The sequence below is a fragment of the Marinimicrobium sp. UBA4209 genome (assembly GCF_002381585.1).
GTDB classification, from domain to species: domain Bacteria; phylum Pseudomonadota; class Gammaproteobacteria; order Pseudomonadales; family Cellvibrionaceae; genus Marinimicrobium; species Marinimicrobium koreense.
Window position 1 is genome coordinate 1 of sequence record NZ_DFTP01000091.1, and the last position, 878, is coordinate 878.

At 57.7% G+C, this 878-nt stretch carries 1 protein-coding gene; it reads left to right on the plus strand.

Annotated elements, in window-relative coordinates:
- The coding region (locus tag B3187_RS13055) for an efflux RND transporter permease subunit (protein ID WP_286806924.1) at positions 1–878 on the plus strand (878 nt) is incomplete at both ends.

Consider the following 878-nt stretch of genomic DNA (forward strand, 5'->3'; position numbering starts at 1 on the left):
CTGCAGACGGTCAAGGGCGTGACCGAAGTGCTGTCCATCGGCGGCAACGTCAAACAGTTCCAGGTGCGCATTGATCCCAAGGCGCTGTTGCGCTATGACATCTCCTTGCCGCAGGTCAAACGTCGGATCGAGGCGAACAACGCCAACGCGGGTGCCCAGTTTATCATCCAGAACGACGAGCAATACATCGTTCGCTCCGTGGGCCTGGCAGAAAATCTGGATGACTTGCGAAACATCGTGGTCAAAAGTGCCGATGGTGTGCCGGTCTACCTGCATCAGCTCGGTGACCTGACGATTGGCGGTGAAATTCGGCGGGGGCTGACCACCAAGGATGGCAAAGGCGAAGCCGTGGTCGGCATGGTGCTCAAGCTGATTGGTGCCAATACCTCCAACGTGATCAGTGCCGTGAAGGACGAGCTGGCAACCATCAACGCCAATTTGCCGAAAGGCATTGAAGTCAGTCCGTATTACGATCAGGCACAGCTGGTTGAAGCCGCCGTCTCCACCGTTACCAATGCGTTGTTGCAGGGTATTGGTCTGGTGGCGTTGGTGCTTCTGGCCTTTATGGGGGGATGGCGCCCCAGCTTGGTGGTGGCGCTTTCCATTCCCTTTTCCGTGTGTCTGGCGTTGATCGCCATGAAGTGGTTTGGGATTTCCGCCAACCTCATGTCTCTCGGTGGCCTGGCGATTGCCATTGGTATGATGGTGGACGGTGCCGTGGTCGTCGTGGAGAACATTGACCGGCTCCTGCGCGAATCCTCCCCGGATGAGTCGCGCATGCACCTTGTGGCGCGAGCCAGTCAAGCGGTAGCCCGACCGATATTGTTCGCCATCAGCATCATCATCGTGGTGTTTCTGCCCCTGTTCAGCTTGCAGGG